This window comes from Maribacter corallii, from assembly GCF_047345415.1.
Taxonomy (GTDB): Bacteria; Bacteroidota; Bacteroidia; order Flavobacteriales; family Flavobacteriaceae; genus Maribacter_C.
The window spans coordinates 744,080-768,478 of the sequence record NZ_JBLFEP010000001.1 but is presented as its reverse complement, the minus strand read 5'-3'; the positions used below and the strand labels follow the sequence as shown (position 1 = coordinate 768,478).

Annotated in this window: 25 protein-coding genes; 16 read left to right on the top strand and 9 right to left on the bottom strand. The window is 41.7% G+C overall.

The window, feature by feature from the left end:
- Positions 1-80: 80 nt before the first annotated feature.
- Together ACKWCA_RS03565 and ACKWCA_RS03560 are read right to left on the bottom strand one after the other, a co-directional pair.
- Positions 81-1,628, bottom strand: coding sequence for an Rne/Rng family ribonuclease (locus ACKWCA_RS03565; protein ID WP_413976761.1), 1,548 nt, complete (start codon positions 1,626-1,628; stop codon positions 81-83).
- A gap of 267 nt (positions 1,629-1,895) precedes the next feature.
- A complete protein-coding gene (locus ACKWCA_RS03560; protein WP_038236075.1) occupies positions 1,896-2,186 on the bottom strand; it encodes an HU family DNA-binding protein in 291 nt (96 codons plus the stop codon).
- A gap of 178 nt (positions 2,187-2,364) precedes the next feature.
- Between ACKWCA_RS03560 and mutY the strand changes: the two genes are divergently transcribed.
- The 11 genes from mutY to ACKWCA_RS03505 all read left to right on the top strand — a co-directional run bounded on the left by mutY (position 2,365) and on the right by ACKWCA_RS03505 (position 14,021).
- Positions 2,365-3,411: an A/G-specific adenine glycosylase gene (gene mutY / locus ACKWCA_RS03555; RefSeq protein WP_413976760.1), complete on the top strand. Its 1,047-nt coding sequence runs from the start codon at positions 2,365-2,367 to the stop codon at positions 3,409-3,411.
- A 35-nt stretch (positions 3,412-3,446) separates the two neighbouring features.
- Positions 3,447-3,908 carry a single-stranded DNA-binding protein gene (locus tag ACKWCA_RS03550; RefSeq protein ID WP_413976759.1) on the top strand — a complete coding sequence of 154 codons (462 nt, stop codon included), beginning with the start codon at positions 3,447-3,449 and terminating at the stop codon, positions 3,906-3,908.
- 26 nt (positions 3,909-3,934) lie between these two features.
- Positions 3,935-5,245, top strand: coding sequence for a gliding motility-associated protein GldE (locus ACKWCA_RS03545; protein ID WP_413976758.1), 1,311 nt, complete (start codon positions 3,935-3,937; stop codon positions 5,243-5,245).
- Positions 5,238-5,792 (top strand): gliding motility lipoprotein GldD, encoded by a 555-nt coding sequence (gene gldD / locus ACKWCA_RS03540; RefSeq protein WP_413976757.1) that lies wholly within the window; start codon positions 5,238-5,240, stop codon positions 5,790-5,792. The genes ACKWCA_RS03545 and gldD overlap by 8 nt, the downstream gene beginning before the upstream one ends.
- 74 nt (positions 5,793-5,866) lie before the next feature.
- A complete protein-coding gene (locus ACKWCA_RS03535; protein ID WP_413976756.1) occupies positions 5,867-6,907 on the top strand; it encodes a helix-turn-helix domain-containing protein in 1,041 nt (346 codons plus the stop codon).
- A gap of 111 nt (positions 6,908-7,018) precedes the next feature.
- Complete coding sequence (locus ACKWCA_RS03530) at positions 7,019-7,801, top strand: type 1 glutamine amidotransferase domain-containing protein (protein ID WP_413976755.1); 783 nt, start codon at positions 7,019-7,021, stop codon at positions 7,799-7,801.
- 26 nt (positions 7,802-7,827) lie between these two features.
- Positions 7,828-9,531: a serine hydrolase domain-containing protein gene (locus ACKWCA_RS03525; protein WP_413976754.1), complete on the top strand. Its 1,704-nt coding sequence runs from the start codon at positions 7,828-7,830 to the stop codon at positions 9,529-9,531.
- Positions 9,532-9,682: 151 nt separating this feature from the next.
- Entirely contained in the window at positions 9,683-10,108 is a 426-nt protein-coding gene (locus ACKWCA_RS03520; RefSeq protein ID WP_413976753.1) for a nuclear transport factor 2 family protein, read from the top strand.
- A 36-nt stretch (positions 10,109-10,144) separates the two neighbouring features.
- A complete protein-coding gene (locus ACKWCA_RS03515; RefSeq protein WP_413976752.1) occupies positions 10,145-11,857 on the top strand; it encodes a serine hydrolase domain-containing protein in 1,713 nt (570 codons plus the stop codon).
- Positions 11,858-11,953: 96 nt separating this feature from the next.
- Positions 11,954-13,015 (top strand): hypothetical protein, encoded by a 1,062-nt coding sequence (locus ACKWCA_RS03510; protein WP_413976751.1) that lies wholly within the window; start codon positions 11,954-11,956, stop codon positions 13,013-13,015.
- A 70-nt stretch (positions 13,016-13,085) separates the two neighbouring features.
- Positions 13,086-14,021 (top strand): threonine/serine dehydratase, encoded by a 936-nt coding sequence (locus ACKWCA_RS03505; protein WP_413976750.1) that lies wholly within the window; start codon positions 13,086-13,088, stop codon positions 14,019-14,021.
- A 29-nt stretch (positions 14,022-14,050) separates the two neighbouring features.
- Here ACKWCA_RS03505 and ACKWCA_RS03500 read toward each other — a convergent pair whose 3' ends face one another.
- The 3 genes from ACKWCA_RS03500 to ACKWCA_RS03490 form a co-directional block, all read right to left on the bottom strand.
- Complete coding sequence (locus ACKWCA_RS03500; RefSeq protein ID WP_413976749.1) at positions 14,051-14,482, bottom strand: hypothetical protein; 432 nt, start codon at positions 14,480-14,482, stop codon at positions 14,051-14,053.
- A gap of 153 nt (positions 14,483-14,635) precedes the next feature.
- Positions 14,636-15,658, bottom strand: coding sequence for a transporter (locus ACKWCA_RS03495; protein ID WP_413976748.1), 1,023 nt, complete (start codon positions 15,656-15,658; stop codon positions 14,636-14,638).
- A gap of 83 nt (positions 15,659-15,741) precedes the next feature.
- Positions 15,742-16,155 carry a hypothetical protein gene (locus ACKWCA_RS03490; RefSeq protein ID WP_413976747.1) on the bottom strand — a complete coding sequence of 138 codons (414 nt, stop codon included), beginning with the start codon at positions 16,153-16,155 and terminating at the stop codon, positions 15,742-15,744.
- A gap of 54 nt (positions 16,156-16,209) precedes the next feature.
- On the opposite strand from ACKWCA_RS03490, the gene ACKWCA_RS03485 reads away from it, so the two are divergent.
- Positions 16,210-17,127: a DMT family transporter gene (locus ACKWCA_RS03485; RefSeq protein WP_413976746.1), complete on the top strand. Its 918-nt coding sequence runs from the start codon at positions 16,210-16,212 to the stop codon at positions 17,125-17,127.
- A 66-nt stretch (positions 17,128-17,193) separates the two neighbouring features.
- Positions 17,194-17,940, top strand: coding sequence for a head GIN domain-containing protein (locus ACKWCA_RS03480; RefSeq protein WP_413976745.1), 747 nt, complete (start codon positions 17,194-17,196; stop codon positions 17,938-17,940).
- A gap of 67 nt (positions 17,941-18,007) precedes the next feature.
- Here ACKWCA_RS03480 and ACKWCA_RS03475 read toward each other — a convergent pair whose 3' ends face one another.
- Positions 18,008-20,071, bottom strand: a complete 2,064-nt coding sequence (locus ACKWCA_RS03475) for a M16 family metallopeptidase (protein WP_413976744.1) — start codon at positions 20,069-20,071, stop codon at positions 18,008-18,010.
- Position 20,072: 1 nt separating this feature from the next.
- Positions 20,073-21,398, bottom strand: a complete 1,326-nt coding sequence (locus ACKWCA_RS03470; RefSeq protein WP_413976743.1) for a M16 family metallopeptidase — start codon at positions 21,396-21,398, stop codon at positions 20,073-20,075.
- A gap of 177 nt (positions 21,399-21,575) precedes the next feature.
- Between ACKWCA_RS03470 and ACKWCA_RS03465 the strand changes: the two genes are divergently transcribed.
- The 3 genes from ACKWCA_RS03465 to rpmA all read left to right on the top strand — a co-directional run bounded on the left by ACKWCA_RS03465 (position 21,576) and on the right by rpmA (position 23,141).
- Positions 21,576-22,031 (top strand): DUF4199 domain-containing protein, encoded by a 456-nt coding sequence (locus ACKWCA_RS03465; protein ID WP_413976742.1) that lies wholly within the window; start codon positions 21,576-21,578, stop codon positions 22,029-22,031.
- A gap of 94 nt (positions 22,032-22,125) precedes the next feature.
- On the top strand, positions 22,126-22,827 hold the full coding sequence (gene rplU, locus ACKWCA_RS03460; RefSeq protein WP_413976741.1) for a 50S ribosomal protein L21: 702 nt from the start codon (positions 22,126-22,128) through the stop codon (positions 22,825-22,827).
- 53 nt (positions 22,828-22,880) lie between these two features.
- Positions 22,881-23,141: a 50S ribosomal protein L27 gene (gene rpmA / locus ACKWCA_RS03455; RefSeq protein ID WP_413976740.1), complete on the top strand. Its 261-nt coding sequence runs from the start codon at positions 22,881-22,883 to the stop codon at positions 23,139-23,141.
- 53 nt (positions 23,142-23,194) lie between these two features.
- Here rpmA and ACKWCA_RS03450 read toward each other — a convergent pair whose 3' ends face one another.
- A complete protein-coding gene (locus ACKWCA_RS03450) occupies positions 23,195-23,716 on the bottom strand; it encodes a 5' nucleotidase, NT5C type (RefSeq protein ID WP_413976739.1) in 522 nt (173 codons plus the stop codon).
- A gap of 201 nt (positions 23,717-23,917) precedes the next feature.
- Positions 23,918-24,157 carry a hypothetical protein gene (locus ACKWCA_RS03445; RefSeq protein ID WP_413976738.1) on the bottom strand — a complete coding sequence of 80 codons (240 nt, stop codon included), beginning with the start codon at positions 24,155-24,157 and terminating at the stop codon, positions 23,918-23,920.
- Between the last annotated feature and the right edge of the window lie 242 nt (positions 24,158-24,399).

The window sequence follows — 24,399 nt, the reverse complement described above, 5'->3', positions numbered from 1 at the left end:
CTGAACATTTGATTTTTTGATATAAAAAAAGCGACCTCCGTTGCCGAAAGGTCGCTTAAGTTCTTAATAGCCATTGTGGCTTAATAAATGGTTTTACCGTCTTTATTTTTAAAACGGTACTCGAGATAGGTATAGGCATCTCGTGGTTGTACTTTTATCCATTTTTTATGCTCCATATACCATTTGGAACGAATGGAAGGGAAGCCCTTTGTGATATATGCCGCGATAAACGGATGTATATTCAAAATAATTCCGTCACCGGCTTTCGGGCCTTTCAAAAGTTTTTGGAGGTCGGCGTTTATTTTGTCTATCAAGACGATAGGAGCTTCAACTTCCTGGCCTGAGCCATTTGGGTTTTCTTCCGTAGTCTTAATGTTCACTTCGGGCCGAACCCGTTGTCTTGTAATCTGTATAAGGCCAAACTTACTTGGAGGTAGTATTTTATGTTTGGCACGGTCGTCTTTCATCTCATCACGGAGATGATCAAAAAGCTTCCTGCGATGTGGCGCTTTTACCATATCGATGAAATCCACCACTATTATTCCTCCCATATCGCGCAATCGCAATTGTCTTGCAATTTCGGTTGCGGCCAAGAGGTTGACTTCCAGTGCGGTGTCTTCTTGATTTTTGGCCTTGTTCGAACGGTTACCGCTATTGACATCTATTACATGCAATGCCTCGGTATGTTCGATAATCAAGTACGCCCCTTTACTCATAGAGGCAGTGCGGCCAAAAGAAGTTTTGATTTGTCTTTCGATCCCGAATTTTTCGAAAATCGGAACGGAAGACTTATACAGTTTTACTATGGATTCTTTAGCTGGTGCAATTTCCAGCACATAATCTTTAATTTGATTATAAAGCGTTTCGTTGTCTACATGAATTCCCGTATAGGAATCATTGAATACATCCCTTAAAATACTACTGGCTCTATTGAGTTCTACCAATACTTTTGATGGGGTACGCGCTTTATTTAATTTCTTGCACATTGCCGACCATTTGGCCAACAAGTTCTCTAGATCTTTGTCGAGTTCCGCTACTTTTTTGTCCTCTGCAACCGTTCTAATGATGACTCCGAATCCTTTTGGTTTTATACTCTTTACGAGCCTTTTTAACCGGTCTTTTTCTTCTTTACTACTGATCTTTTGAGAGACCGATACACGGTTTGAAAAAGGGACCATGACCAAATAGCGACCGGCCAATGAAAGCTCAGAGCTGATTCTAGGTCCTTTGGTGGATATGGGTTCTTTAACGATTTGCACTAACAAACTTTGGTTGGCCTTGATTACATCGGTAATCACGCCATGTTTGTCAATATCTTTTTCGGTTGGAAAGTTCTTCAGGGAATACTCACGTAGTCTTCCTGAAATTACTTGTTTTATGAATTTGAGCATAGTGGATAACTGCGGCCCAAGGTCATGATAATGCAAAAAGGCATCTTTTTCATAACCCACGTTTACGAAGGCGGCATTGAGCCCTGTAACCGGTTTCCGCACTTTGGCGAGAAATATATCGCCGACAGAGAAATCATTATTGTCCTCCTCTTTATGCAATTCAGTGAGTTTTCCATCCTTTAATAAGGCAAAATCAACGGCATCAGAACTAGATCTTACGATTAATTCTCTATTCACCTGAATTTATATTTATACTTGCTCGGACACGGCATAAATCTGCCACCGAACAAATAGATTAAACATTGGTCATAAACAGGCCTATGAAAACCTGCCGAAATTCACTTGGAATTTTCTATGTCAAAGAACGTATAAAATGAAAAAGTAGTTTTTAAAACTACTTTTTCTTGTGTCGGTTAGCTCTCCGGCGCTTTTTTCGCTTATGGGTCGCTACCTTATGTCTTTTTCGTTTTTTACCACTCGGCATAAAGTGTGCTTTTTAAATTATTATTTTACTTGAACGTTGCTTTTTACTCCTTCTACAAAAACCTTGGCAGGCTTAAATGCCGGGATATTGTGCGCAGGTATTTTTATGGTCGTGTTCTTAGAAATGTTCCTACCGGTCTTTTCAGCTCGTGTTTTGATGATGAAACTTCCAAAACCTCTCAGATAAACATTATCTCCGCTTTCCAAAGAAGATTTCACTTCCTCCATAAAAGATTCTACCGTCGCTTGAACATCTCCTTTTTCAATTCCCAGTTTGTCTGAGATTTTCGATACAATTTCTGCTTTCGTCATTATTAATTTGGGTTTTCTTTAGTTTTTTTTGGCTTGCAAATATATAAATTAAATTCATTCTTTACTTGTAAAGAACTAATTTTAAGTGAATTCATTCCTTTAAAAACACTGTAGTTCCGGCAATTTTTTGAGTCGTGAACTATTTATCGGTTATTTTTGCGCAAAAGCAATACCGACAATGACATTTTCGGAAAAGATTCTTGAATGGTATGATGAAAATAAGCGAGACCTGCCTTGGCGTTCCACTAGAAATCCTTATAATATTTGGCTTTCGGAAATCATTTTGCAGCAGACACGTATTGCGCAAGGAACGCCATACTATGTAAGGTTTATCGAAAATTTTCCCACTGTACACGATTTGGCAAAGGCTCCAGAAGAAAAAGTCTTGAAGTTATGGCAAGGCCTGGGCTACTACTCACGCGCACGCAATTTGCACACGACCGCCAAAATGGTGGTCGATGAATATGGTGGACAGTTTCCCGATTCCTATAAAGAATTGTTGAAGCTAAAAGGAATAGGTGATTATACGGCCAGCGCCATTTCATCGATATGTTTTGATGAACGGCAACCTGTGGTTGATGGTAATGTTTATAGGGTATTGGCACGTTACTTCGGTATCGATACACCGATCAATAGTACCGAAGGGGTGAAACAATTCAAGAACTTGGCGCGTGATATAATGCATCTTGATAATATTCGGGATTATAACCAAGGTATCATGGAATTCGGCGCTATTCAATGTGCCCCGAAAAAACCATATTGCCTACATTGTCCGCTTCATACAGATTGCAAAGCCCTACAACAGGGTCTTGTTGCCCAATTACCTGTAAAATTGAAAAAGACAACAGTGAGAAATCGCTATTTCAACTATCTCGTGGTACTTGATTCAAGCAATCAGACCATCCTAAAGCAGCGTACTGGAAAGGGCATTTGGAAAAACCTATGGGAATTTCCACTTTTGGAATCCGATAAGGAGTTGCCTATCAATGAGGTAGAAAAGAAGTTGAAAGAGGTACTGCGGTTAAAAAATGTGACCGAACTTTACAGGTTCAACGAAAAGACCATAGTACATAAACTTTCACATCAACACTTGCATTCCTATTTCTGGATCGCTAAGGGCGATTTTGAGCTAGAAGACGGAATAAGCTGGACGGAAATCGACCAATACCCTGTACCGGTATTGATCGCCGATTTCATCAAAACGGTTAAAAATTTGTACTTTTAGCCATTGAAATTCACCTAAACAAAAATTAAGAAAATATGAGCGGAACCCTAAACAAAGTGATGCTGATCGGACATTTGGGAGATGAGGTGAAGATGCACTATTTCGAGGGTGGCAACTGCATCGGCCGCTTTCCGATAGCGACCAACGAAACCTACACGAATAAACAGACGGGAGAACGTATCAGTAATACCGATTGGCACAATATTGTTGTCCGCAATAAGGCGGCCGAAATTTGTGAAAAATACTTGAGCAAAGGTGACAAGATTTATGTAGAGGGCCGGCTGAAAAATAGACAATGGCAGGGCGAAGATGGCAATACCCGTTATTCGACCGAGGTTCAAGTACAAGACTTTACCTTTCTTTCCACGAAAAAGGAAAGTATGGTAAATGCTCAGACGAGTCAACCGCAACCGCAAGAGATGTCCGATACTATGAACCAAGTTAATGCGGCCGATAAGGTTTCCGAACCCGATCAAGAAGACGATTTGCCCTTCTAAAACAACCTAAAACTAAATCTTGACTATTGGATCCTGACCCCCTTAGTTTACTCCCATACGTTAGCTCAATGAATGTCGCGTTTTTGCTAAAGGTGGGTATGCTTTTTCTTTTACTTTTATGTTCTGCCCTGATTTCAGGGGCCGAGGTAGCCCTTTTTGGGCTTTCGCCTACCGACATTAACGAAATAGACCAACAGAAAACCACTCGTGGCGGTATTGTGGTAAAGTTACTGGAACGGCCTAAAAAACTATTGGCGACCATATTGATTGCCAATAATGCGATCAATATCGGTACGGTACTTTTATTTAATGTTATCGGGAATACCATTTTTTCAGATGTCACCACAACTTGGGTTCGGTTCTTGCTTGAAGTGGTAGTCATCACTTTTTTGATTTTAATGTTCGGTGAGATACTGCCAAAAGTATATGCCAACAGAAATCGAATCAGTTTTTCTCTATTTATGACCTACCCGCTTAAGGCGCTCGATTTTATTTTTTCCCCTTTAAGTCTTCCGATGCGGTCTGGCACCATTTTTCTTTATGATAAGTTGGGTAAAGAGAAGTCAAGCCTAAGTGTAGACCACCTTTCGCAGGCATTGGAGCTCACCTCGGAGGGCGATACCACAAAAGAGGAGCAAAAGATTTTAGAAGGCATCGTTTCTTTCGGTAATACGGATACCAAACAGGTCATGAGACCCCGTATCGACATCTTTGCCCTAGATGAAGAAATGAAATTTTCGGAAGTGTTGACCGAGATCAAAAAAAACGGTTATTCACGTATTCCTGTGTTCTCGGAGAACATGGACAATGTTCTGGGCGTACTTTATGTTAAAGATTTACTGCCTTATATCGATCGGAAGACCTTTAATTGGATGTCGCTGATAAGAGAGCCCTATTTTGTGCCCGAGAATAAAAAACTGGATGATTTGCTGATGGAGTTTCAAGAGATGAAGAGTCATTTGGCAGTGGTGGTCGATGAATATGGAGGCACGTCTGGAATCGTAACCCTTGAAGATATCATTGAGGAAATCGTTGGGGATATCAGCGACGAGTTCGATGATGAGGATTTGGTGTATTCCAAATTGGATGATTTCAACTACGTCTTTGAAGGTAAGACCACCCTTAAGGATTTTTACCGTGTGGTAAAAATAGAGGACGAAGAAGATTTCGAAGAACAAAAAGGCGAATCGGAGACCATTGCCGGTTTTGTGCTTGAAATTGCAGGGAATTTTCCAAAAAAAGGAGAACGCGTGTTTTTCAAAGAATATCAGTTCTTAGTGGAAAGTTTGGACAAAAAACGGTTGAAACAAATCAAAGTGACGTTACCCCATGAATAAAGCAAGTGTTTTCATTCTATTTTGTGTGCTCATGGCCTTTCTGGGTTGTGAAGAAAGTGTCTTGCCCAAGCCGAAAGCGATGCTCCGCCTTGAGTATTCCAGACCTATCATGGCCGATGCCGAGATGGAGAATTTTAAATTTAACTACAATCAAAGTGCTGAGGTCAAAAAGCAGAATAGTGCATCTTTACGATTAGAGTATCCTGAGATGAAGGCTGCGATATTTATTAGCTACAAAAAGGTAAGCGACAATTTACAGCAGTTGATCACCGATGCCGAACGACTGAGTTATGAACATGCGGTAAAAGCGGATGATATCAGGGCCCGAGTCTATGAAAATTCCGATGAGGGGGTATATGGTACTTTTTTCGAGGTGGTAGGTGATGCCGCATCACAAGCGCAGTTCTATGTTACCGATAGCACAGCACATTTTGTTACAGGGTCACTCTATTTTGCGGTCAAGCCCAACTATGATTCCATTTACCCCGCCGCTGCCTATTTACAGCAAGATATCGGGCATATTATGGAAACCTTACGGTGGAAATAATACTTATTGCTGATTTGCGGCCCCCTGTTAATTTTACTTATTTTTGAAAATGGCATACAAAAGAATGATCGGCAATGAATATTTCTGATGAGCTCCTTTTCTTTTTTAGTGCACTGGGTGTTTTTAATGCCTTGTTGATCAGTTTTTACTTTTTTTTTGCTAAAAAACCCAAGAGTATATCCAACTTTTTTCTAGGGTTTCTACTTTTGATGTTGGCCATTAGGGTAGGCAAGTCGGTCCTCTATTATTTCAATTCCGATTTGGCTCAAATCTTTATCAAGGTCGGTCTGGCCGCCTGCATATTGATCGGACCCGCGCTTTATTTTTATATCAAATCTTGTGTGCGACCCGATTCCAAAATACGTTTTTGGAAACTTCACTTTGTATTATGGTTGGGCGTATCGATCCTAATTGGTTTTTTATTTCCGGAAACACACGATCCTTGGATTGTAAGAGGACTTAGCTGGATGACGATTATCTATACGATTTGGTTAGGCTATATCATTGCTGCCGGGTGGATGATTAGGCATACCATTGGTAAAGTTTTTAAGCGTACCGCGAAATTATCCGACTTTGATTTCTGGGTCTTAAGTGTTTTTCTAGGGAACACTATCATTTGGGTCGCCTACAAAACGTGTTCTTATACCTCGTATATTGTTGGGGCGTTATCCTTTTCCTTCATCTTCTACTTGCTTTTCTTATTGATTCATTTCAGAAGGACCAAAGGGGCTATTTTTGGTAATCCATCAAAGTATTCTAACAGAAAAATAGAAGCTACGGAAGCTGAAAATCTCTCGACACAGTTGAACTACCTGATGGAAAATGAGAAAATGTACACCAATGCCGATCTTAAGCTGTCCGATGTTGCCAGTAGAATGAACATTTTGCCGCATACGCTTTCCCAATTGATCAATGACAACTTGGGAAAGAGTTTTACTTCTTTAATAAACGAATACCGAGTTCGAGAGGCCAAAAACCTGATCCGATCTAATGACCAAATTAAATTGGAAGCGGTGGGGTATGATTGTGGTTTTAACTCGAAGTCAACTTTCTATTCCGCATTTAAAAGAATAACCAATACCACTCCCGCAAAATATAAGGAGAGCATTTCCTAAAGATTCCTTAAATGCCTTCTTGATTTATAAATCAGTACTCCCGATTTATAAGTAAAACCTACTTTCATTTCGATTCGACTTAGTATTGTTCAAGAAACCAAAAGAATCCTAATGAAGTATACTATGTATTCCCTTGTTCTAATCCTTTTCCTAGGTGTAGGATGTAAACAAAAGCCAGCAATACCATCGAACAAAAACATGGTTGCCAATCAAGCAGAACGTATTCTATTCATCGTTTCGAATGCTCATTTTTATGGGAATTCAGATATCAACGCCTCCAATCATTTTTCTGAAATAGTTCAGGCTTATGATGTATTTCGTAGGGCAGGGTATGAAATAGATTTTGTAAGTCCTGAAGGAGGGGCAATCCCGATCGGTTATATCAGTACTTCAGATCCGCTTCAAAAGAAATACCTCTTTGATAACGATTTCATGGATATCCTCGAAACGACAAAAAAACCGAATGAAGTAATACCATCGGATTATAAGGCGGTGTATTATGGAGGAGGCGGAGCCGCTATGTTCGGAGTGCCTGAAAATGGGGACATTCAAAAAATAGTCATGGAGTTATATGAGGAACATGAAGGGATTATATCCGCTATTTGCCATGGTACCGCGGGCATTGTGAATCTTAAGACTCAAGATGGTACCTACTTGGTTGCTGGTAAAAAGGTAAACGGTTTTCCTGATTCTTTTGAGAATATGGATGCGGAATATTATAAAACCTTTCCTTTTTCGATTCAAGAGACCATTGTGCAACGAGGAGGTGATTTTCGGTTTTCTGAAAAAGGGTGGGATGGTTTTACCGTATCGGACGGAAGATTAATTAGCGGGCAAGACCCCTCAGCTGCAGGTCTGGTCGCTGAAAAGGTCATTGAAACTTTGAAACAATAATAGCATACTTAGGTAAATCCAAAGAAATGAAAAATTTATTCGCAACAGTAGCCGTATTGGTACTCACCACCACTACTTTTTCACAAGACATTCAAAAAAGACAAATTGCCCCTTCGCAGATAGATGCGGTTTTTTCCCAATGGGATACACCGAATAGGCCTGGAATTGCCGTGGGAATCCTTAACGATGGTGAAATCGTGTATACGAAAGGTTATGGTTTGGCCAATTTGGAACATCGGATACCAATAAGTCCGGAAACCAGGTTCCATATTGGGGATTTGGCTAAGGAGTTCACGGTCTATGCCCTTTTGCTCTTAGAGCAGCGGGGTCAACTCTCTTTGAATGACGATGTTCGGAAGCATATGCCCAAATTGATGTCCTTTCCGCAGTCCATTAGTATTATGCAATTGATGCACCATACGAGCGGATTAAACAACGAGGAGGTTTCCAAGGTTCTTGCCGGATGGAGAACCGAAGATATTTATACCAGGGAACAAGCGTATACAATGATTCGGAACCAAACCCAATCAGAAACGAACAGCGGAGTCGTACAACGTTTTTCAGATGCTGGTTTTATGGTACTTGAAGATCTCATCGCCAAGGTGGGGAACATGACCTATACGGATTTTGTGACCGAGGAGATTTTTGAACCATTGGGAATGACAAACTCAGTGTTCGATGACGGCCATGTAATCCCTAAAAAGGCACAAGGATATTTTGCCGGGGATAAGGGGTTTTCCAATACTACGGTCAACCATACACATACGATTTTGTCAGATGTATATACTACGGTCGGTGACATGTGCCTCTGGGCCAAAGAACTTAGAAACCCTAAAGTCGGTACCGAAAAAATGGTCCAAAAATTTGAAAGTCTTTCCATAGTCAATGGGCAAAACGTAAAGGAAGCCAATACGGCACTGTATACGGGGGCTCATCGATTTTGGAATTTTCGAGGAACCAAAAAACTGTATCATACGGAAGTAGCCGGCGGCTATGCCAGTAAATTGATCCGCTATCCCGACTATGACCTTGCCGTCGTAATTATGGGTAATGATGGCGCCTATAACGGTTATGCCGGAACACAGGCAAGCGCCTTATATATCGAAGACTTTTTAGAGCCCATATCAAACGAATCTGAAGATATGGTCTTTAAAAAACTGTCCGAAAAACAACTTTCGACCTTTGTAGGTGACTATTGGGATAGTTCCAATCACTCCACTCGAAAAATTCATATCGTCAATGACACCCTTAGGTACTTTAGAGGTCCGGGAAATGAAAGTGCCCTTTTGCCCCTGACTAAGAACAGCTTTAGCATGATCGCCCCCGGAGAGGTCATTGTACATTTTGATTCGAAGGCGGTCCCACAGACCATGTCTGTAACAGTTGGGGAGAATAGCTTTCATTCCATAGCGTATGATGCCAATGCAAGTTGGGGAAAGAACTTGAATGATTTCACTGGAAATTATTATGCCTCATCACTAGATACCTCCTATTCTTTGCGCATTGATAAAGGAAAGCTCATCCTAACCCATCGGAGGTTAGACCCCGTACAATTAGACCCAAGAATACCCGATGTTTTTACCGGTGACCGCCGTCATTTTGACTCCATGACCTTCAAGAGAAGTCCAAGCGGAACCATCTTAGGATTTCACTTAGCTACCAATGGGATAGCCGATATCTGGTTTCAAAAGGAAACGACTTCCCGTGAAAACGGAATGAAAACCAAATGAGATCCACTTGACCGCAAGTAATTGTAGGCAACGAAGGTCGTTTTCAATAAACAATACCAAAGGATAGGCTATTGCTACATATGATCATCACTTTGGGCCTTTAGGGGCCAACCGAATAGAAACCTTACGAATGAAACAAATAACCGAAAAAATGAAGAAAAAAAGAATCGCATGTCTTGTGCTATTGGTCTTAGGTCTACAGCTGATAAGTGCACAAACAGAGCTAGAAGGTATAACAAGTACGCTAATGGATTATATCGAAGGTACAGCGAATGGGGAACCGGATCGAGTGAAAAGAGCTTTTCACCCAGAATTGAACCTCTATAGTATCAGAAACGATAGTGTGAATGTATGGTACGGTCAAGACTATACCGGAGGCATTTCAGAAGGCAAAAAAAGCAATCGTATTGGCAGAATCGTATCGATCGATTACGAAAATGATGCAGCCATGGCGAAAATTGAAATTTTAATGCCGAATGCGAAAAGAGTGTATACCGACTACCTCATGTTATTAAAATATCAAGGTCGGTGGACGATTATTCATAAGTCGTATACCTATGTTAATTATCCTGAGTAGTATATCATGTTTAGCACAAAAACTGAAGTTCTAAAAATGGACAAGACACTGATCTTAGTATTCATAACACTACTATTAAGTACAGTAAACGTTGCTCAAATTCCTCATCATCTAGAAAAGCATTCAGATTCGATTTTTAAGGTGTGGAATACCTCAAATCAACCGGGAGGAGCGGCAGCAATACTAAAAGACGGGAAAGTTTTATACCTGAAAGGATTCGGCACGGCCAATTTGACGACCAACGAATTAATAACGCCCCAAACGAAATTTCAACTTGGGGAAATGTCCAAGCAATTTACCACCCTGGCCATCTTGCTTTTAGAAGAACAAGGAAAAATTGCCCTAAATGAAGACATTCGCCAGTACTTGCCAGAATTACCTGAGTATGCCCATATTGTTACCATAGCACATTTGTTGAACCATTCGAGCGGCCTTCACGATATCAATCGGATAAACAATGTTATTGAGGGCACCACAACTATCTCGACCCAAGCAAAAGCACTAAAATTAGTTGCTTCTCAAAAAGTACTTTCTTTTGAGCCAGGAACCGATTTTTCTTTTCATGAATCTGTTACCGAATCAGTACTAATGGCCGAAATTGTGGCGAGGAGTTCAGGTTTGTCTTTTGCGGAATTCGTTAAGGCCCATATTTTCGAACCTCTTGGAATGGAGAACTCGACAATTCGAGATGACAGTAATACGATACTGGCCGGAGTAGCCCAACCCTATCAAAAAATGGAAAGTGGAGGCTTTAAGAAGCTTGAGGTTCGCAGTGGCGTTACAGGTGCCATCAATGCCTACTGTTCGGCCGAAGATCTTGCGAAATGGTACTTGAACTACGCAGACCCTAAAGGCAATCTTGGGCAATTGATTCGAAGGTTAGATCGGCCTGTTCAACTTTCTACTGGTGAAAAGTTTAGTTATTACTGGGGGGAAATGGCTATTGGTCGTGAATTTACCCACCCGGAAAGAGGGCTTCCCATATTTTGGAATTTTGGTTTGCAAGGGGGGTATGGTACCAATGTATTTCGCTATCTTAATCAAAACATTGTTTCCTTCGCATTGGGTAATAGCAACCAGTATAATGGGGCTTTGGCGATGGGTGCCATAGAACCATTTGTTACAGATCTATATCTGCAACCGCCCGCTATTGATTATAGTGCTCTAAAGACCAAAAAATTGAGCACTAAAAAGCTAAAGGCTTTGGAGGGCCACTATTGGTTTAAGAAAGGCGGGTATGCCTCACAGCTATTTGTAGAAAACGATACCCTACGGTCTCGATGGATTTTTAGCGAGCGATCACAAAAGTTGCTTCCACTTTCCGATGATACTTTTCAGCAGGTAGGAGCAAATGAAGATATCAGACTTTTTAAGTTTAAAAGAGATGGAGAAGGGATGAAGCTCTTCTTTACTTTCAACGAGAGCAAGGCTGATATTATGGAGAGATATGAACCTGCGCATCACTCGGATCAATCTTTACGACTATACGAGGGAACATATTACAACGCCCCCTATGCGACACTATTCTCGTTTCGCCTTGAAAACGGTGAATTGATCGCAACGAATTTAAATCACCAAGAAATCAAGTTTAGGCCTGTAAAAAAAGATGTATTTACAAGTACGTCAACCTTTTTTAATGCACTGGAATTTCTTCGGGACAAATCGGATACCATCGTTGGTTTTACCATGGATACCGATGGAGTACACCATCTTGTTTTTGAAAAAATACCTACCACAGAGGCAAGATGAGAATTCGTAGAAGACACTAACATTTTTTTCAGCCTATGCTGTAACCTTTTTCCAAAGGAGGAGTTATCCTAGTATACATCATTAAAAAACAGCAGAATGAAAACAACTATCAATTGGAAAATAAGTGTCTTTTTGATGCTTTTGGTATCATTTCAGTGGGCCTTGGGGCAACAGAACGCGAAAGAAGAAACCAGTGTTTCGTTTACCACATTTAATCATCGGTCCGAAATCAAAGAGGGTATTTGGTTTGCTACCCTGCAAAAAAACAAGGTATGTATACAGCTTATGGATGCCGAGAATAGAAGCAATCCATCATTCATGATCAGCCTTTGCATTCCTGAAAAGGAGTTCACACAAAATGCTGGGGGATTTGAACTCATCAAACCATCGGGAACAATTAAGTTTCAGGGGCAATTTCCGAATATCAAATCAACAGGTGATTTCACCTTCGAGAAAAACAAGTCTTTCGAGTCTTTTCTTGAGCAAGAGGGCATTCTCACCGACGGGGATGACCGGTATAATTATTTCAAACTGTTTTTGGGAGATGTTTCAAAAGAATATGTTCTTGGAATAAAGCGGCACGGGTATCGCCCTACCCTAAAACAGTTGGGTAAACTCGGAATACATGATGTCGATTTAGGGTATATCAATGCCTTGAACGGTACAAAGTACGAAGGATTGGAACTTGACATGCTCATAAAGTTCGCTATTCATGATATTACGATCGATTATATCAAAGACCTTGAGCAAGTCGGGTACGGAGATATCGATGCCAACATGTTGAAAAAGTTCGCTATTCATGACATTAGTGTGGATTATATCAAAGGTCTCACCGATATAGGGTATAGCAATCTAGATCCAAATATGATCAAGAAATTTGCCGTTCACGACATTTCGTTAGACTATATCAATGGTTTATCGGAAGTAGGCTTTGCCAATCTTGACCCGAATATGCTAAAAAACTTTGCTATACATGATATCAGCCCCAAGTATATCAAGTCCATTCGAGATACTGGCATCAACGACCCTGACGCTTCCACATTTAAAAAGGCCAAGATCCATGGCTTGACGGCAAACTATATTAAAAGAGCTAAGGCTAACGGACACGATTCAAATGAACTATCGGATTATATCAGGTTGAAGATCCATGGAAAATAAGGGTCGATTTTTTTAAGACCTCCGAATCAGGGTTCGATAAAACATTTATCTTGCATGGATAACTCATATCATGCATAAAGAAGAATTAGTGGCTTGTCACGCCAGAATCGCCCCTTACATTCATAGAACGGAGGTCTTATCATCTAGATTGATCAACGCTTATGTCGGCGCGGAGGTCTTTTTCAAATGTGAAAATTTCCAACGTGGAGGCGCTTATAAAATGCGTGGGGCGACCAATGCCATAATGCAGCTCGGTGAGCAAGAACGTAGCAAAGGGGTAGTGACCCATTCCTCGGGAAATTTTGCACAAGCTGTTTCTTTAGCGGCCCAGAGTTTAGGTGTAACCGCTCATATCGTAATGCCTACCACCGCACCTAAAGTAAAGAAGGTAGGGGTGCGTCAATACAACGGCAGAATCTATGAATGTGAGCCCACATTGGAAGCTCGGCAAGAAATGGCCGATCGTATCGCCCGTGAAACTGGGGCGGTTTTTTTGCACCCTTCAAATCAATGGGAAGTCATATTGGGCCAAGGTACTGCGGCTATGGAGCTTTTTGAAGACCATCCTGATTTGAATGCCTTGTTCTGTCCAGTTGGCGGCGGTGGACTCATCGCCGGTTCCGCTTTGGCAGCACAGTATTTTGCAACCGATTGCAAAGTGAATGGCGGAGAGCCTTATGAGGCCGATGATGCCTATCGCTCACTACAAAGTGGAAAAATAGAAGGAAACGAAACCGTAAATACCATTGCTGATGGGCTCAAGACGACCTTAGGCGATGTGAACTTTCCAATAATCAAGGAGTACGTGGCTGGGATTACCCGTGTTACCGAAGAGGAAATCATATCGGCGATGCGTTTGGTTTGGGAACGCATGAAAATCATCATTGAACCTTCAAGCGCCGTGACGTTGGCCGCTCTTATCAGTGAGAAAGCGGCCTTTCAGAATCAAAAAGTCGGTATCGTCATTTCAGGGGGTAATGTGGATTTGGACCATCTCCCCTTCTAGAGTGCCATAGCTCCCTTGTAATCGGGCGACTATTTTTCGCCAAGCAATGCCTCTGCATTGGTGATACTGCTTTCTATTTGCTGCTTGACCACTTTGATGTTCTCCTCTTCTACATTCAACAATAGCTTCTTTTGTTCCGAGAGTTCCTTGCCGTTCATGATTTCATCTGAATCGAATTGATCACCAAAATCTTGCATCCATTTCATCATCGACGTATTGGCGTTTTGGAGGTCCTTCATCGCTTTTTCATAGCGCTTGCCTTGTGCTGTGGTATCCACCATGGGCTTGAGTTTTCCGACCAGTCTTCCTACTTTTCCCATTTTTGGCATTACCTCGTCATGAATTGCCATGACTTCTTTCATTTGATTACTGACCATTGGTGCGGCTTCAGTCTTTTTTTCTTCTTTGCAGCCTATCATACAAAGTGATAGCACAATGGATAAAACGAGTATATTCTTCATTGGAATTTTACTTTTTTTCGAAATTAATCAATATTCTTATCGGAATGTGGAGTTTTGTCCCATTCTTCCTTATGTACGTTAAAATTGGTTTTTAAGATTAGCGGAATTCAAAATAGGGGTTCCAAATCGGTTTTTCGGAACCCCTATAGTTTGCTATAAGGAATACTGCAACCCGAGGGTTAATGTCTCTTCGTTTTTCAACTGAACTCCATTCAAATTTTGGTATAAAGGATACGCGAATTCGAAACCTAACCTTAAGTTCTTGAGTGCTCCATTCGGGGCATAAAGATTAAACCCTAGACCTGAATTCAGGTAGGTGCCTCCAGAATTTTCAGTATCTGCCGTGATGACCATATCGGGATTCAAAGTGGGATCTACACCATTGATTTTTCCTGCCAACAAGCCTTCTAAACGTGCTGAAAAACTCAGCCAGTTCGCTACTTTCAGGCCGAGCCAATTGTTCAAGCCCAATCGGTTACCATACCTGAAATCGCGTTCGTTTTTTCCTAACCGCACTACGCCGCGTACTTGAGCACCATAAGAGAGCAGTTCGCCCTGGCATAGATAGGTCATGGCCAAATTCGCATCAAAGGTTCCACTGCCCAATTGCATTGGATAAGGAAGCACGACCGAGTTCGGGGCCGATGCGGGAATCACATCCATTTCAGTGACACCTCCAGTAGGAATAGAGACCCCGAACTGACCATGCATGGTACTTTTGTTCCGATTGAAAAGGCGAAACAATCCTGATACGGAAACATCCCCAAGACCTGAGACCTCAGTGGTGAACGTTCCTCCCATTCGGGTTAGATGGTCCATGGTCATGTTCACATAATTGGCCATGACCATTATAGTGATAGCATCACTTGGGGCATACATCCCTCCCAACATATGCATTTGCATCGGCATTTCGGTTGGTGTAACCATGTAGTCGACCAATGCATTATCGAAAGAAACATCGTCATTTTCTCGTTTGAGGTCGGCCATATTCAAAAACATATAGCGGTAGCTGAACATCCATTCACCTTGATTGTGCATGTGGTCTCCCATGACCGATATCGGTGCATGGCCATCTGGTCTTCCTGCAGACCATTTGTCTATTGTTGTGTTCGTTGTTTCCTGTGCGCATAGCGCCATTGCTGCCATTATAAAAAAGGCAGCGAATCGTATTTTCATAGTTGCGTGCTTTAGATTTAAAATAAATTGGATTGCTATTCGATATCCTCCGAGTATGAGGCTCAAATAAGCATAAATACTAACTATGAAGTGTGTGTGGGTGGATGAAAACTGCTATCACAATACAAAAAGCTGTAATCATTGTGATAACCAAGTAGGTTGAAGGTCTTGTTCGCCAGTGCTTCGTAGGTGTCAAAAGAACTAATGGTGACGAATCCGATGGGGTATTCTTCCATGGCAATTCGAGGGAGGTTTTGCCTCTTTTCCTCGTTTTGTTCCGCTATTTTCTGCATTAAGTAGCACTTTCCATTACAGGCAAGTTCGGGTCTATCGGTATTGATACAAAGAAATTCAGCAATGTAGTCTTGATTAATCACGTACTCGAATAGCGGAATTACGGGCCGTAACATGGCCAAAATATAGAGCAGTACTAAGAATGTCGCCGAAAGTGATTTCAAGACGCTAAATTTCTGTAAAGTTACAGTGTAATGATCCATCACGTATGTTATTAATCATAAAAAAATACCACATTTGCTGAAAATTATTTAGCTGTGGGCGATTATCAAAAAAAGTGGTTTTACCTTATACTGCTTTCCCTTATTTGGGGGTCTTCCTTTATTCTGATTAAAAAGGCCCTGGTTGGCTTCTCACCCATACAGCTTGGGGGGCTGCGTATTATTTTTGCATCACTGACTTTATTTGCTTTTGGGTTTCGGAGCATGTCGAAAATTCAAAGGGCCGATTGGAAGTGGTTGTTCATTGCCGGACTCACAAGTTCTTTTTTTCCTCCTTTTTTGTTCGCTATAGCGCAGACCGAACTGGATAGTGGTATCACGTCCATTTTCAACTCTACAGTACCGCTCATGACCACTTTGGTTGGCATCGCACTTTTTGGGGCCATTATTACCGGCAGACAGGTTTTAGGGGTTTTTATCGGTCTTATAGGTACCGCTGTTTTGATTTTGACCGGTATGGAGTTTACTCCCGATCAGAATTATTGGTATGCTGTTTTTATATTTCTTTCCGCTTTGGGCTACGCATTCAATATCAATATCATCAAAAGACATTTGGCACACTTGGGCCCTTTGACCATAACAACGGCAAGCTTTGGAGTCGCTTTTATACCTGCAGTGATTATCGTGATTTTTTCTGGCTTTTTTGGAGAGATACTGCACAATGTTGAAATGCACAACACCATATGGTACGTATTGGCGCTGGCGGTCTTGGGTACGGCTTGGGCAAACATATTGTTCAATAGATTAATTCATATTTCAAGTCCGGTGTTTGCTGCCTCCGTCACTTATACGATACCCTTGGTTGCTGTTCTATGGGGCTTTTGGGATGGAGAGAGCATTACCCTATATCAATTACTGGGTGGTGGGATCATCCTTTTTGGTGTGTGGCTGGTAAACAAAAAGAAGCGAAATAAGGCACGTACTGTAACAAAGGAAAGAAGCAATAGTCTTTAAAGCGGCAATTCATCAAAAAACAATATATTTCGTCAATAGTAACATTGGCATTAAAACTATGTAATCATGAAAAAAATAATTCTTCCAATCGTACTACTTTTTCTTACCGCAACGGTGAAAACAACTGCTCAAGACAAGACCGTTTCCGTAAAGAATTTTGAAAAGATCATCATCAGTCCGCATATCGAGGTCAACCTTGTTGCAGGAGATGAAGAGTCGGTCAAAATCGAGAATGCAAAGGTTTCAGAAGATAAGATCAATATCGAAGTAGAAGGAAAAACCCTCAGGATTTACCTGGATGGTGCAAAAACGATAACGAAATCCGAAAAAGTGGAAAATGGTCAGGGCAAATGGAAAAAATCCATTTATAATGGTACTATGATGCGGGCGACCATAACCTACAAAAAATTAAAGGCACTTTCCATTCGAGGGGAAGAGATCGTTAAGGCATTGAGCCCAATGGATCAAGATAAATTGAAATTAGCTATTTACGGTGAATCCAAAGTATATTTCAATTCCCTAACTACAAAAGAATTAACGGTCTCTATTTATGGCGAGAGTTATTTGGAAGTAGAGTCGGGTTCCGTCGATCGTCAAGTTTATCGCGCCTATGGGGAAAGTGAAGTGAACACTACCGAAATGGAGAATCGATCTACCAGGATTACGGCCTATGGCGAAAGTAATTTCAGGGTCAATGTTTCCGACCGTTTAAAGATTACTTGCTACGGTGAGACTACCGTGAATTACAAAGGCGATGCCCATGTAGATAAAGGCATTGTGATCGGTGAGGCAAAGATTAGAAAAATCGGATAGGCCTCATTTATTTGTAAACAGAAAAACCTGCCATTAGGCAGGTTTTTTTATATGGTATCATATGGTATTATTCAAAATCCGCGTCAGAGACTCCTTCGTTGACCTTTATTTCCTTTACGATGAATTCTAGCATTTGAGGTCCCATGGTTTGGCCGATTGCGAAGGGAAAAAGTATACCAGATACCTCTTGATAGTTGGTATAGGTAATGGTACTGGTCATTTGTTGTCCCTGCATTTCGCCACTCGTAAGGTCCTGCACTTTTAGTCCCGTTTCCATATCGTAAAAGGAGGTTTTCTCATCCGACACTTTCACTTTGTAGGTCTTTTTGCCATCTATGGTTTCAATTCCTTCCAAGGTAACACCACCGTTCAGGTAGTTCAATTCAGGAAAGGGCGCTGATTCTTCCCGGGCCTTTTTCAATTCCTCTTCCTCCATATCTTTTCGTTGGCCCTGCATGACCATATAGCCGCCACCGTCGTTAATGACCTGCTTGCTCATTGAGTTACCCATGACCTTTACATCTTGCATGAATTGGTTTTTGGATGTTTTTTTCATTTCAAGGTTCAATTTCATTCCTTGCATTTCAGCTTCCGCCAATATGGAATAGGCTTCGACACCTTCTAATTTATCCTTTCCTCCAATTGCTTCAATATATTTGTTCAATACGGCTTCGAGCGTTGTACCTTCAGGCAAATCGGCACTATAATCCGGTTTTTCGGTGGCAATGGCATACGGATCATAATATTTGATCGGAATCGTCTTCCCTTTAAAACGTACCTTTTCTAAGTTTTCCAATACCTCGCTGCCTTTTCCGACGACTACTATTTTCGCCTTGTCCGTATTGATGAATTTTTGTGCCGCTTGTTGCACATCATCCACGGTCACGGCATTGATTTTTTCTAAATAGGTCGTGTAGAAGTCTTCAGGAAGATCTTCGGTCAGAATATTCAATGCATACCGTGCAATCGTCTCTGGCCGTTCTAGTGCCATTACAAACTCACCGACGTATTCCGCTTTGGCAATGGCCAATTCTTGTGCATCTACCTTCTCGTTTTTAATACGTTCCAATTGACCCATAAAAACGACAACGGCACTATCGGTTACCGTATTTCTAACGCTGGCAGAAGCGGTGAAGCGGGAAGCATAACGGTCGGCACGCATTCGCGAACCGGCGCCATAGGTATACCCTTTATCCTCTCGAAGGCTGGCGTTGAGGTAGCTTCGAAAACTTCCGCCCAAAACCTTATTGGCCAACAAGGCGGGAAAATATTCGGAATCCGTCATTTTCAAATCCATGATATTCTGCACATCGATTTCGGATTGCACTGCGTTGGGCATATCCACAAAATTGATCTGTGTGTACTGCGCATCCCTTGGGATAGCCAAGGAAACTACAGGTGGACTCCCTTTTTTCCAAGCTTCGAAGGTCGTGGTAATCTCTTGTTTGAGCTTTAGGAAATCAACATCGCCCACAACGGCCAAATAGGCATTTTTGGGTACAAAGTAGTTTCTATAATACTTTTGAACATCCGCTAAGGTGACGTTCTTCACGGTTTCTTGAGATACGAATTCGCCGTACGGATGGTTAGTGCCGTAGGCGAGTGCAGCGGATACCCGCCCAGAAACTGTGGAGACACTTTTTTCGTTGGACTTCAAACCGTCCAACAAAATGTTTTGCTCCTTTTTAAATTCCTCTTCAGTGAAATTCGGATTGAGCGCAGCATCAGCCATGAGTTCCAAGAGGCGACCGGAATATTTCGATAGTCCTCTAGCGAACCCGCCGGAAGCGTTAAAACTGATAAAGGCACCCATATAGTCAACTTCTTCGTTAAAGGCGTCTTTTTCGATAGTTGCGGAACCCTTACCTAAAAGACTCCCCATTAACTGTCCTACTCCGGCCTTATCACCTTCTACGGATGGGGGATTGTCAATTGTCAATGTGAATGAAACCCGGGGCAACTTGGTATTCTTTACTACAATGACCTTTAGGCCATTGCTCAATTCGAAACTCTGGGGTACTCCAAGATTCAGTTCAGGTACAGGCCCTGTTTTTGGTTCTTTGCTTCGGTCTATTTGTGCACTCGAAACGAGCAGTGCGAATAAAAATAGTATCGTGATTATCTTTTTCATCTTACTGGTTTTCTGAATTGTTTTTGGGTAAGTATTCCATGAGCAAGCGTTGATTCGAACCCAGATATTTTTGAGCTACTTCCATGATTTCCTCTCTTGTGATCGAACGGTACAATTCGATTTCCGTGTTGATCAAGTCAGTGTCTCCATAAAGCACATGGTAATTGGCTAAAGATGATGCGATACCTTCAAGTGTGGCATTCGCGTTCACAAATTGGTTCTCAAATTGGTTCAATAGTTTTTGATGGTCGTTTTCGGAAATCAGCTCGGTCTGTAACTTTTTGATTTCTTCGTCGAATTCCTTGACAAGGGCGTCTAGGGTGGTTTCTCCTAAAGGCAAGGCGAAAAGGGCATAAATACCGTAATCTTCTTGGCTTAGGTTGACCGCTTGTACCGCGAGGGCCATTTTTTTGTCGTCTACCAATTTCTTGTATAGTTTAGAGCTATTACCGTCGCTCAAATAGGTAGAGATCATATCTAGCACGCGCGCATCCCGGGTTTTAAATGATGGGGTACGATAACAGGCAACGATGGCCGGTATTTGAATATTGGTATCGTAGGCCGTTGCCTTAAATTCTTCGGTAATCGGTTCTTCTTTAGGAAAGTCTTTTTTGAATACTTCGCCCTTTGGAATAGGCCCGAAATACGCTTGGATCATTTTTTTGGTTGCTTTGGGTTCGAAATCCCCAGCAATGATCAAGGTCGCATTATTGGGAACATAGAACTTTTTATTAAAAGCTTGAAATTCCTCAAGTGTTGCGGCATCTAAATGCTCCATAGAACCTATGGTAGACCAACGATACGGATGCACTTTAAAGAGGTTCTTTTTGATTTCACTCAGAAGGTTGCCGTAAGGCTGGTTATCGACCCGTAGTCTTTTTTCTTCCTTGACCACCTCATTTTGCGTATCTACCCCTACTTGTTCGATGACGGGGTGTAAGAGGCGTTCCGATTCCAACCATAAGCCGGTCTCCAATGCATTTGAGGGAAATACCTCATAATAATAGGTTCTGTCGTCATTGGTCGTGGCATTGTTCGTTCCTCCCTTGGATGAGACTATTTTATCCCATTCGCCCCTACCGATATTTTTGGTGCCCTCGAACAGTAAGTGTTCAAAGAAATGGGCAAAGCCGGTTCGCTCAGGATTTTCATCTTTTGCCCCAACATGATAGGAGATGGAGGTAACAACAATAGGAGTAGCATTGTCTTGATGGAGTATGACATGTAGTCCATTGTCCAAATCGTATTCCTCAAAGGTAACTTGCTGCCCGAAAGAAAACCCTATAGCAAGAAGACAAAGAGAAACACTTAAGTATCGTTTTTTCATTTTGAAAGGTTTAAAAGTGTAGTACAATCATCCGTTAGTATCATTTATGGGGTCTGTGTTACGGCGAATATATATTTTTAGTTCAAATTGTAGGAAACTCTAACAATGTTTTAACAGCATTTATTGGCATAATTGGTTTTGATTCAATAATTTAAAGGGAAAATCACGGCGTTTATTATGAAGAACTATGCTCTACCTATCCGATTTGGTATTGCCACAAGTGGATGCCTCATAGCCTACTTTTTGATCTTATCATTGTTGGGGTTGCATACCGATGTCTTTTACAGTTTGTTCAATGGAATTATTACCGGGTTCGGAATTTATGAAGCTATCAAATATTTTCGTCTTAGAAACGCGGAGCGGTTCAACTATGGAACAGGCTTTGTAACCGGAGTGATTACGGGCTGCGTCGCCACCTTGATTTTTACTGTTTTCTTTGCGCTGTATTCCACAGAGTTGAATACCGCTTTTTTAGGGGAACTTTCTTCTGCCTATGCGAAGGATTATAGCAATTTTGAAGGTATCGTATTTGTAACCGTAGCGATTATGGGATTGGCCACCACCTTGGTACTTACCTTAAGCTTTATGCAACTTTTCAAGGCTTCGAACAATCTGAAGAAAAAATCGGCTTAAAATCTTCTCAAAACCCTTGTGAATTACCCATTTACATGTATATTTGCATCCGCTTAAGCAAAATTGAGCGTTAACCAAATTTAATATACACGCTATGTATGCAATTGTAGAGATGGCAGGGCAGCAATTCAAAGTTGCGAAAGACCAAAAAGTGTATGTTCACCGTTTACAGACCGAAGAAGGCAAGAAAGTTGTTTTTGACAACGTACTTCTTCTAGATGACGGAAAGAACGTGACTATTGGCGCCCCGGCTATAGACGGAGCCGCTGTTGAGGCGAAAGTCGTTAAGCACCTTAGAGGTGACAAAGTGATTGTCTTTCACAAGAAAAGACGAAAAGGGTACCGCAAGAAGAACGGTCACCGTCAGTCATTGACTGAAATCGTAATCGAAAGTATCGTTGCCAAGGGCGCGAAAAAAGCAAAGGCCGAGCCTAAGAAAGCAGCTCCGAAAAAGGAGGCTGCACCAAAGGTAGAAGCCCCAAAAGCGAAAGCCGCTCCTAAAAAGGAAGCAGCACCTAAGAAAGCTGCTGCACCCAAAGCAAAACCGGCAAAAGCTGATGATTTGAAAAAAATCGAAGGTATTGGACCCAAGATCGCTTCAACGCTTGTAGATGCAGGTATTGCTACTTTTGCTGATTTGGCGAAAGCAAAACCAGCTAAAATTTCCGAAATTATTGCCGACGTACGTGGAAATCACGTTACGGACACTTGGCCAGCACAAGCAAAATTGGCTGCCGAAGGAAAATGGGATGAGTTGAAGAAATGGCAAGACGAGCTTGACGGCGGCAAGGCATAAGGAATTAAAGTATAACCGATCCTGAACAGAGTTCAGGGTAAAACTAAAATATCATGGCACATAAAAAAGGTGTAGGTAGTTCTAAAAACGGTAGGGAATCGGAATCGAAACGCTTAGGTGTGAAAATTTTTGGAGGCCAAGCGGCAATCGCAGGCAACATCATCGTTAGACAACGAGGTACCAGGCACAATCCTGGTGAGAATGTATATGCTGGTAAGGATCATACATTGCATGCCAAGGTTGATGGTATTGTACAGTTCACCAAGAAATCAGGTGGAAAGTCTTTCGTTTCCATCGAGCCATTTGAGGCATAGGCGTACTAGCTATAGAAAACACAACCCTCTTCGTCACCGGAGAGGGTTTTTTGTTACAATAGTTTTTCGGCTACTTGATCCCAAGAATCAACACGTTCAAAGCCTTGGGTATTCACATTATGCGGAGAGGTGAATAAAAGGGTTCGGCCATCAAAGTGTTCTAAATTGTAGCTACGGTCATCGATCAAAAGATCACCGGATAAAATATGTTTGTGTCCGCAGAGTATCCTATTTTGCCATGGTATAAACGGAAAATGCTCATCCAACCAATCGCTTTTTTCCTCTAGGGAATTCGGAAACTGCATAGCGGCGGAAGCGATATACACCTCGTGCTTTTCAGAGAGCTCCTTTAGCACCCTTTGGCTGTTTGCGATAGGTTTAAGGTTGCGGAAGAATCCGCGAAGTGTTGCGTGTTTTCGGACACTGGCCTGTCGCTCAACGGGCACGTTTTGCCAAACCTCACTACCCTCGCACATTGCAACGGTAAGCTGGTCGTTAAAGTCTTTGTTATAGATTTCGATATGCGCCCCGTAGGTGTCCGCTATGACCTCATCCATATCAATAAATACAATCATCTGAAGCAATTTTCTGCGAAGTACGTCAAATATGATAAAAGGCTGAAATGATAAGGCAAAAGATGTCTTTAAATTAACATGGCCCTAGTCCCCTTGGAACATCTTGAGATTCACTTGGGATAGGGACAGCCCCAATCATGTTAGGAGAATACATTGTGTATGCCGTTGTGGTGTTGTAATGCGTATCGGAGCGAAGCTCGATTACGCCATTTTAGCCTTATTTCTCTTGGTAGTAAAAGACAAGGCTTTCTTTACACGTGCGTTGCTGTACATGTACAAACGAGCAACTTCTTGAGCGGTCTCTAAAGTAGTCTCGTTGTTTTCGGTGGCATCTACTACAGTCATTTCAATGGTCTCGACCTTAACCTCCTCAGTGTTAGTTTGTGCTTGAGCAGTAACTCCGATAAAAAGAACAAAGATTAAAGTTGCGATAGTTTTCATGACTGTTTGTTTTATATATATAAAACTCGCAGACCCTATTTTATCGGGGTTTCGTTCGCCCAACCAGACAAAATAGTCGTTAACCGACCCAACTTCGGATAAAGTGTAAAAAAGCACCGATAACGGTATTCGACCCTAAAAACAGTTGACCGGTGGAAAGGTGCTTTTGGTCGGATGCGTAGTGCCATTTTAGTAATGACTATGGAAAGAGCGACTTTTTTAAACTACCGGTATTCTGTGCC